Origin of the sequence: Mesorhizobium sp. M1329, from assembly GCF_040318035.1 — a bacterium.
Lineage (GTDB): Bacteria > Pseudomonadota > Alphaproteobacteria > Rhizobiales > Rhizobiaceae > Mesorhizobium.
Genome location: NZ_JAMYLN010000051.1, coordinates 19,927 through 28,401, shown reverse-complemented (window position 1 = coordinate 28,401; position 8,475 = coordinate 19,927). Strand labels below are relative to the sequence as shown.

The following is an 8,475-nucleotide window of genomic DNA, read 5'->3' as shown; positions in this document are numbered from 1 at the left end:
TGCGCGATGAACTGCTCAACGAGACGCTGTTTACTTCGCTGGCTCAGGCACGCGTCGCCATCGCCCTGTGGCGCGCCGACTACAACACCGCGGCGGCCGCATTCCCAAATCGCCTGGCAGACACCCGCCGAGTTCGCCACCACCTTCAATCTACGACGGTCGCTCGCGCTGCTCTGTGCCAAAGGCTCCGCGCCAGCGCCCGTCGCTTCACCCGCCCAGCAGGGCACAACCCATGCCGGAAACGAACTCAAAACTGGATAGAAACTGGGGGCAAGGTCAAGTGAGCATGGTTACACCTGTAGCACAACAACCGGTATCAGCTGCGGCCGAGCGGTAGACGTTGGCGTCCAAGTTTGCTGATGACTTGGCAACTTTCAGAGCGCGTTGCGACGACAGCCGGGCGGATGCCGGCCGGGCGCACGCCGCCCAACCCAGGGCCCACGCTGCGTGCTCGGCGTGACGCTTGATCGACCCGCCGTGCTGCAGAGTGCGGCGGGTTTTTCAATGTCGATCGCGCAGCTCTTTGACAGCCTTGGTGAGGGTCAGGCGGTCATTGCCCTTCTTCTTAATCAGCTTGCTGACTTGACTTGGCGAAATGCGATTTTCCCGCGCGAAACGTTCCACTTCATAAAACGCATCGATCGAGAGGCGGCCTCGGTCGACGTAGGCTTGGGTGCTCTTGTTCTCGTTCATTTCCGTTTTCCTACTCACTCGGCAGCTGCAAATGAGAATCCGCCCGCCACTCCTCGATTTGGCGGGCGGATCCCATCAGCGCAGGAAGGGACTCTAGCTGCGCAGATCCAATTTCTGGGGATTGTTGCAGGGTCATTTCTGGCTAACGAGCATCAGCTCGCGACTATTCCAATCACCAAAAAGGTGATGGAGATGGCGAAAACCGGTGCAAGCAGCCAGCGAGCTTCGTGAACACTGTTCTCCATAGGCTCCTCCCTTGAGGGACCGCAACGAGTTCGAACAGACGCAGTTCCGGACCGCTACACGTGGGGGCCATTGCGCGCAGCGACTCAGACTTAGGTCCTATGCACGGCGAGCCTTAAGGCTCAGTTTGGAACGTCTAGGGAGGCTGCAGGTTTGGGCGAGCCTGGCGCAATGTTTCGCGCCCACGAGCCCACAAGGAGATAACTATGAGAATGCATCTTTCCACCGCAGCGGCGGGATTTCTGCTTCTGGCTGGTGTCGGTGCCGCCGCCGCTCAGGACGTGGTCATTGAACCGCAGCAGGAAACGGTCATCAAGGAATATGTGAAAAAGCAGCCGCTCGCATCGGTGAAAGTCCCCGGGGTAGAGCTGAATGTCGGCTCGACGCTCCCCGACACCGTCGAGCTTCATGAAGTCCCCAACGTGAAATATCGCTACACCGTCATCGACAACCGGACCGTTGTCGTTGACCCGGGCACACATAAGATCGTCAAAGTGATCGAATGACCATAACGTTGGGGACGAGAAACCCGCCGTTCCGAATTGAGCGGCGGGAGACTTGCTGTTCTCGCGAATCAAATATTCCGCCTCGTTGTCTGCCATGACATTTTGGTCGCTGAAATCTTGGTTTGTGGCCATCGCGCGAGATCATCTAAGTTGCAGAGCTTGAGGAACATTCCACCCTTGGTTAAGTTGGGAGCGGAGGTGCCAAAACGTTTGATGCCGGCGGGCTTTTGGGAGGAAGCCATGATCTGCGTCACGCCTGCATTTCGTCTTTCGCGCCGCCGCGCATTGCAATTTGGCCTGGGAGCAGCCCGAAGGCCGGCGCTGTGGTTGGCGGCAAACAGGTCAGCTTTGACACGCCTGCAATCGGCGAGTTCATGCGTGAGGTCGCTGAAAACGAACTTGCCCATGTCAGGTTCTATCGCAAGACACTTGGAGCCGAAGCGGTCGACCGACCGGCGATCGATTTCGATGCGGGCTTTGCCGCGGTAGCCAAGGCGGCCGGGCTCGGAGCGGACTTCGATCCTTTCGGCAACCAGATGAACTTCGTGCTCGGCGGCATGCTGTTCGAGGATGTTGGCGTCACTGCCTATGCCGGCGCCGCGCCCCTTCTGAAGAACAAGGATTTAGTTCAGGCCGCCGCCGCTGGCATTCTGGCCGTCGAGGCCTTTCACATGGGGATGGCGCGATCGTCGCTCTACCGAATGGGCGAGGATGCCTGGAAGGCCGCCAATGCGGTTTCCGACGCCCGCGACAAGATCGATGGACCGGAGGACAAGGACCAAGGCATCCGAGTGGATGGCAAAGCCAATATCGTTCCATCGACCCCGGATGCGATCGCCTTCACAAGGACGCCGCAAGAAGTGCTTCGGATCGTCTATCTGACCGACAAGGAAGGCGTCAGCAAGGGCGGCTTCTACCCGAACGGGATGAACGGAACGCTCAAGAGCACTTGAGCGGATTGTGAATGAGAGGCGGACGCGAGCGGAAGCAGGCCGACACTAACTGCGCGTCCGATGGCCGAGCTGCACCAACGCTCGTTCGCTGGCACGGCGAAGGCGCTCTGTTCACCACGGTGAGGGCCGACCGGGGCGGGCCCGTGAGGCTGGAGATCCACGAGAGTCTCAATGATGGTGTGCCGGCTATCGGCCAATAGGCTCAAACCTTGCGAGCTGGTCCGTGCGGCCAGGCTGATCAGGCTTGATCTTCGTCAACCGCAATTTCGCCTCGGCCGCGCGTCGTTTCGCAGCCCGGATCCTGCTGCACAGCGCCATATTGATGCCGACACCGCAGCCTTCATCCAGCATTTCATTTGCACGTTCGAGGGAGCGCTCGGCCCGGTTAAGCCGCTGTCGGGCTCGCGCCAGTTCCAAATCCAAAAGCTCCATCATTCCGATCCGTGGCGGTCCCTTCGATTGGTAAACCGCTTGTGGTCGCCGTGGGTTCCGGCTGTTCGCAAATGTGCAACCCAGACGGTCGATGCGCCTGGCACAGTTCTGGAGCGAGAGTGATGGCGCCGGTGGCTTGAAGGGTCGCGCCGAATAAAACGCAGGCTCAGTTCAACCCCCGCGACTTCCTTCAACGCTGAGGGGATCGATCTTGACCAGACGGTCCGCGGCCTCGACCGCAGTTCGTATCCTGCTTGCCAGCGCGAGATTCTCGGCCACTATTTCTTCAGTACGTTGAAGCACCAACTCGGTCCGACGGATGCGCCGCCTGGCATTGGCAACTTCCGACCTCGAAATATCGGCCGCCATCCCGGGGCCCTGGGGTTCCATAGTGTCCATGAAACTCAACACATGGGGGCCGATATCGTTCCCTGATGTCGCGAAACGGGGTGTCGGGGTTCCTCTATCAGTGATGAGCGCTGGCAATATGGCCCGGCCCTCATTGCAGCCGCAACAAACGCGCGATGGGCCGAATGACCGATGCGCTCCTGCCAAAACAGCGCCAGAACGGGCCCTCGGCGACGCGAACGCCGGCAGCGCCGGCGCGCCGACCGCGAGGCTGCGCACAGCAGGTTCACTCCCATGCTCGACCGTTACTGCTATGACCAGGTCCGCAGTTGGGCGATCAAGTCGGTCACCAACGTCCTTCGGCCTTCTGGTGAGGACGCAAAACCCGACAGTCAATAGTCTCATGAGTGAGTGCCATGATATCCCGCTCGTGGGATGATGAGCATGGTTGCATATGTATCAACGACAACTGGTATCATAGCTGCAGCTAAGCTGTAGGCATTGGCGTCCAAATTCGCCGATGGCCTGTTAGCCTTCAGATCGCGTTCAGACGATAACCGGGCGGATGCCGGCAGTGCCGCCGACGCTATCCCTTGACCGCCGAGCCGACGATCGAATCCACGAAGAAGCGCTGCAGGAAGACGAAGAGCACCAACGGCGGCAGCACAGCAAGTGTGGCACCAGCCATCACCAGTCCGGTGTTGAGAGCACCTCTGTTGTAGCTGAGCAGGCGGCTCAGGCTGATGACGATCGGATAGTCATGTGCATTGCCCTGTAGAACCGTCAGCGGCCAGAGATAGCTGTTCCAGTGATAGACGAAGGCAAACAGCGCCAATGCCGCGATTGCCGGCGCTACGCTCGGCGCGACGATCTTGAACAGGATCAGGAGTTCCGACGCCCCATCCATCCGCGCGGCGTCGATCAGATCGTCCGGCACGCCGGCTATGAACTGGCGCATCAGGAAAATGCCGAACGCATTGGCGAGGTTGGGTATGATAATGCCGGCAAGGCTGGCGTTCAGGCCGATCGATCCGACGAGACGGTAAAGCGGGATCAGCGTGACGATCGGCGGCAGGAACATGGTGGCGATCAGCACCGAAAACAGCAGCGAGCGGCCGGGAAAGTGGTGCTTGGCGAAGGCATAGCCAGCCATCATGCTGGTGACCAAAATGCCGGCGGTGGTGATCGTGGCGATCACCAGCGAATTCCACATCGAGCGGCCGACATTGATCACCCCGGACACTTTCTCATAGGCTTCGAGGCTCGGCGTCCGCGGTATCCACACCGGCGGCACCTGCATGGTTTCGGCCGGGGTTTTCAGGCTGGAGAGCACCATCCACAACAACGGGAAGGCGGAGGCCACGGCAACCAGCAGCATCAGCGTAGCGAGCAGCGTCCTGCGGCCCGCCAGGCGTTTGCGCGCCAGCCGGCTCGATGCTGAGCGGCCCGGCGTGCTCATTCATCATCCTTCCGGTTGGCGAACGCAAACAGCGCACACACAATGACGATCAGCGCCAGCATCAGCATCACTGCCATGGCCGAGCCCAGCCCGCCTTGCGCGCGCTCGATGCCAACCCGGCGGATATGGTAGGTCAGCACGTTGGTCGAGCCGACCGGCCCTCCTTGGGTGATCAACGCCACCGGCTCGAATACCTGCACGGCGTTGATGATGGCGATGACGGCGCTGAACAGGAGCGTGCGGCGTAGCAGCGGCAAGGTGATGAAGCGAAACTGTTCGCGCCGGTTGGCGCCGTCAAGCGTCGCCGCCTCGTAAAGACTGCCCGGAATCTGGGTCAGCCCAGCAACGGCCAGCACCGTAAAATAGCCGATCTGCTGCCAGACATTGAGCACGACGATCGAGATCAACGCCGATCTTGGCGAGGACAGCCAGGGTTGCGGGCCGATGCCGGCGAGGCCGAGCATCTGGTTGAGCGGCCCTTCGCTCGGCGAATAGAGCTTTGACCAGACTAGCGTCACGGCGATCATCGGCACCATGTAGGTGGAAAACAACACGGTCCGCAGCGCCGTGCCGCCTGCGACATCCCGTTGGTAGACCATCAAGCCGAACACTACCGAAAGGGGCAGGATGAGCATCACCGACAATGCCGTGTAGATGGCGGTGTTGAGCAGCGCTCGCTTGAAATCCCGCCCGACCGAAGTCGGTCCGAATATTTCGCGAAAATTGTCGAAGCCAATGAGGCTCGCATTGGAAAAAGACGTTTGCGTCGACCAGTCCTGGAATGACAGCCAGAGGGTGAGCAGCATTGGCAAAAGGATGAAAATGCCGATCAGTGTCACGGCGGGCGCCAGCATGATGCCCGCCGAGGCACGATAGGTCTTGATCATCGCTCTGCTTCCAAAGCGTCGGGCTCTCGAAACAGCGCCTTCGCTATTTGGCGGCACGCTCCAGGATCGAGACGGCATCGGCCTGCGCGTTCGCCTGCGCATCCTTGGCCGAGAGCTGCCCATACTGCAACGCCTCGAGCGTCTGCTGCAGCGATTCGCTGAACTCCTGCCCTCCCGGGACGACCGGGAAGGGCCTGGCGTCGGCAAGCACGCTGACATAGCCGGACAGGAACTCGGAACCGAGCTTGTCCTTATGGGCTTCGATGTCGGAGGTCCGCGTCGGCAGGATGCCCATCGACATCAGAATATCCGACATTGCCGATGCGCCGTTCTTGCCGGACTTCGGACTGTTCAGCCATACCAGGAAATCCCATGCCGCTTTTTGTTCGGCCTGACCGGCATTGGCGTTGACGACGGTCATCCATGAATAGGAGATCGAGTGCGGCTTGTCGCCGCTCGGACCGACCGGGATGGGTGCGGTGGCGATATTGGAGAACTTGTCGCCCATGCCGCTCTTCAATGCGCTTTCCCACCAGTTGGCCATGATGATCATGCCGGTCTTGCCGGAGACGAAATTGTCTAGGAAAGGGCCGGTTGTGTTGGCGTCGGCCGTGGCCATCGCCGGATCGCTGGCGCCGGACTTGATCAGGTCCTCGTAAAGCTGGAAAGTTTCACCGGCTTGAGCACTGTCGAGCATCGGTTTGCCGTCCTTGACCAGCTCGCCGCCATTGGAGACCAGCAGCGAGGCGAAGGGATGGACGACGCCCGCCGCCCAGGAATTGATCATGCCGAAGCCTTGCTGGCCGGCATCTTTCCTGGTCAGCTTCTGGGCCGCATCCTTCAATTCGGACCAGGTCTTCGGCGCGGCTGCGATGCCTGCCCGTTTGAACAGCTCCTTGTTGTAGTTCAGCGCATAGACGTCGATCTCGTTTGGAATGCCGTAAAGCGTGGCGCCAACAGAGGCCGCACTGACGACACCGGTCGGCCACGCACTCTTGACCTCGCCGGCAACCGCATCGGGGGCCGGCGCGACCAGCTTGTCTCGCGCCAGTTCGGGCAGCCACAAATCATAGATGCCGCCGATCGTCGGCCCGTCCGAGCTGCCGCCCTGGGAACGCAGTGTCGTCAGGAGATCGCCGAAGGGGACGGCGCGCACGGTGACGGTCACGTCCGGATTGCTCTTGGCGTAGTCCTTGGCCGCGGCGTCCAGCAAAGCGACCGTTTCGGGCGACCAGTGGGTCAGATAGGAGATGTTGACCGATTGGGCCCAACCAACGGTGGGCGAGGCCAACAACCCTGCAGCCAGTGCCAGTTTCGAAATCCAAGCCAAAGACATCTGACCCTCCCCATAGCCGCACAGCGATGTCCGTGACGTTATGACAACTTGAAGCAACGATGCAAGCGCTATCTTCGTGGAGAGCTCCTGCCGGTGTTGCGGCGTTTTCATGCTGCGGTCCACAGAGCATGCGAGATTATCTTGTAAAAACAACGAATTAACTGATACAGTTCGAGCTGATTCTCCCCTGCCGGCCATGCCCGAACATACTGCAAAGGCACTTGCGGTCGAAGTCATGTCGTTATAATGACATGAGAAAAGCTATGACTGCCTCTCGGCTTTTGAACGCCGTGGGAATGACAATCGACAAGAATGGGAGACTGAGCATGGTTTCAATTCATCGACGCGCCGCACTCGGCCTGATCGGCGGCTTTGCCGCAGTCTGCACCGGGGTCTTCACCGCACTGCCGGCAAAGGCTGACGACACCGTGACCCTGTGGAGTTGGCGCACCGAGGACCAGGTTGCGATGCGCCGCATCTTCGACGCCTTCGAGGCCAAGACTCCCGGCATTAAGGTCAACATCCAGTTCACCCCCGACGCCGACTACCAGAACCGGCTGAGCACGGCGCTGCGTGGCGGCCGCGGGCCTGATATCGCCCAGCTCAAGGCTTACGGCGAACTGCAGCCGTTCATCGAGGGTGGCTATCTCGACGCGCTCGACGACAGCGTGCCGGAGCTGAAGAGCATGCCCGATAGCGCGCTGGGCGGCGCTCGTGGCCGCGCCGACGGCAAGATCTATGGCGTGCCCTATTCGGTGCCGATGATGGGTGTCTTCTACAATCAAGACATCTTCGCCGCCCAGGGAGTCGAAATCCCCAAGACCTACAAAGATTTCGTCGCCGCCTGCGAGAAGCTGAAAGGGGCGGGGATAACGCCAATAGCCGCCGGCGGCGCCAACGGCTCCGCCTGGGCGCTGGAGATCGGCGTCGGCGTGGTCGGCCCGACCATCTATGGCCCGGGCTTCTACGACGAAATGATGAGCGGCAAGGCGACCTTCGAGGATCCGCGCTACGTGGCTGCCCTGAAACGCTATGCCGAGTTGAAACCGTATTTCTCCGACGGCTTTGCCGGGGTCGATTACACCACCTCGACACAGCAATTCATCGGCGGCAAGGCGGCCATGTTCTTCGGCGGCTCGTTCGAGAACGGCAGCTTCAAGGCGCAGAACCCGAAGCTGAAATTCTCGATTTTCCCGTTCCCCGCCGACGATCCTGCCACCAAGCTCTACACCTCGGCCTTTTCGGACGGCTCCTATGGTCTCGTCTCTGAAAGCACCAACAAGGAAGCTGCGATCAAGGTGCTCAACTTCATGGCTTCGGCCGAGTTCGCGCAGCTCTTCGCCGACGCGTTGGGCTGGCCGCCGGCCCGTACCGACGTTACCGTGAAAGATCCGGTACTCGCCACGATGATGGAGATGTCGAAGAATTCCACACCCTATCTGACGCTTGTCGGCTTCCGCTGGCAGACGCCGACGGCCTCCTCGATCCTGCAGTCCGAGATCATCGACATGGTCGAAGGCAACATTACGCCGCAGAAGCTGGCGGCGGATATGCAGGCCGCCGTCAGCAGCTGGTTCAAGCCCAAGCAGTAGGCCGTCACACCCTGCGCGAAACAGCA

8 protein-coding genes and 2 pseudogenes are annotated in these 8,475 nt (G+C 60.5%); 5 read left to right on the top strand and 5 right to left on the bottom strand.

Annotated features, from left to right (window positions below; translation table 11 throughout):
• The 3 genes and pseudogenes from NKH21_RS30845 to NKH21_RS30835 form a co-directional block, all read left to right on the top strand.
• Window positions 1-261 (top strand): annotated as a pseudogene (locus NKH21_RS30845) (integrase core domain-containing protein); the annotation flags it as partial.
• A gap of 186 nt (window positions 262-447) precedes the next feature.
• Window positions 448-924 (top strand): hypothetical protein, encoded by a 477-nt coding sequence (locus NKH21_RS30840; RefSeq protein WP_352869633.1) that lies wholly within the window; start codon window positions 448-450, stop codon window positions 922-924.
• A gap of 218 nt (window positions 925-1,142) precedes the next feature.
• Window positions 1,143-1,442: a DUF1236 domain-containing protein gene (locus NKH21_RS30835; protein WP_352492810.1), complete on the top strand. Its 300-nt coding sequence runs from the start codon at window positions 1,143-1,145 to the stop codon at window positions 1,440-1,442.
• A gap of 68 nt (window positions 1,443-1,510) precedes the next feature.
• On the opposite strand, the gene NKH21_RS30830 is transcribed toward NKH21_RS30835, so the two are convergent.
• Complete coding sequence (locus tag NKH21_RS30830; RefSeq protein WP_352869639.1) at window positions 1,511-1,849, bottom strand: hypothetical protein; 339 nt, start codon at window positions 1,847-1,849, stop codon at window positions 1,511-1,513.
• On the opposite strand from NKH21_RS30830, the pseudogene NKH21_RS30825 reads away from it, so the two are divergent.
• Window positions 1,757-2,395, top strand: a pseudogene (locus NKH21_RS30825) (ferritin-like domain-containing protein); the annotation flags it as partial. The gene NKH21_RS30830 and the pseudogene NKH21_RS30825 overlap by 93 nt on opposite strands.
• Before the next feature lie 186 nt (window positions 2,396-2,581).
• Here the strand turns inward: NKH21_RS30825 and NKH21_RS30820 are convergent.
• The 4 genes from NKH21_RS30820 to NKH21_RS30805 form a co-directional block, all read right to left on the bottom strand.
• Window positions 2,582-2,827: a hypothetical protein gene (locus NKH21_RS30820; protein ID WP_352869631.1), complete on the bottom strand. Its 246-nt coding sequence runs from the start codon at window positions 2,825-2,827 to the stop codon at window positions 2,582-2,584.
• Window positions 2,828-3,761: 934 nt separating this feature from the next.
• Entirely contained in the window at window positions 3,762-4,634 is an 873-nt protein-coding gene (locus tag NKH21_RS30815; protein ID WP_352869629.1) for a carbohydrate ABC transporter permease, read from the bottom strand.
• The gene (locus NKH21_RS30810; protein WP_352869627.1) at window positions 4,631-5,521 is read right to left on the bottom strand and encodes a carbohydrate ABC transporter permease; all 891 of its coding nucleotides are present in this window, start codon (window positions 5,519-5,521) and stop codon (window positions 4,631-4,633) included. The genes NKH21_RS30815 and NKH21_RS30810 overlap by 4 nt, the downstream gene beginning before the upstream one ends.
• Window positions 5,522-5,564: 43 nt before the next feature.
• A complete protein-coding gene (locus NKH21_RS30805; RefSeq protein ID WP_352869625.1) occupies window positions 5,565-6,857 on the bottom strand; it encodes an ABC transporter substrate-binding protein in 1,293 nt (430 codons plus the stop codon).
• Between the two features lie 326 nt (window positions 6,858-7,183).
• Between NKH21_RS30805 and NKH21_RS30800 the strand changes: the two genes are divergently transcribed.
• Window positions 7,184-8,449, top strand: coding sequence for an extracellular solute-binding protein (locus tag NKH21_RS30800; protein ID WP_352869623.1), 1,266 nt, complete (start codon window positions 7,184-7,186; stop codon window positions 8,447-8,449).
• Window positions 8,450-8,475: the final 26 nt, after the last annotated feature.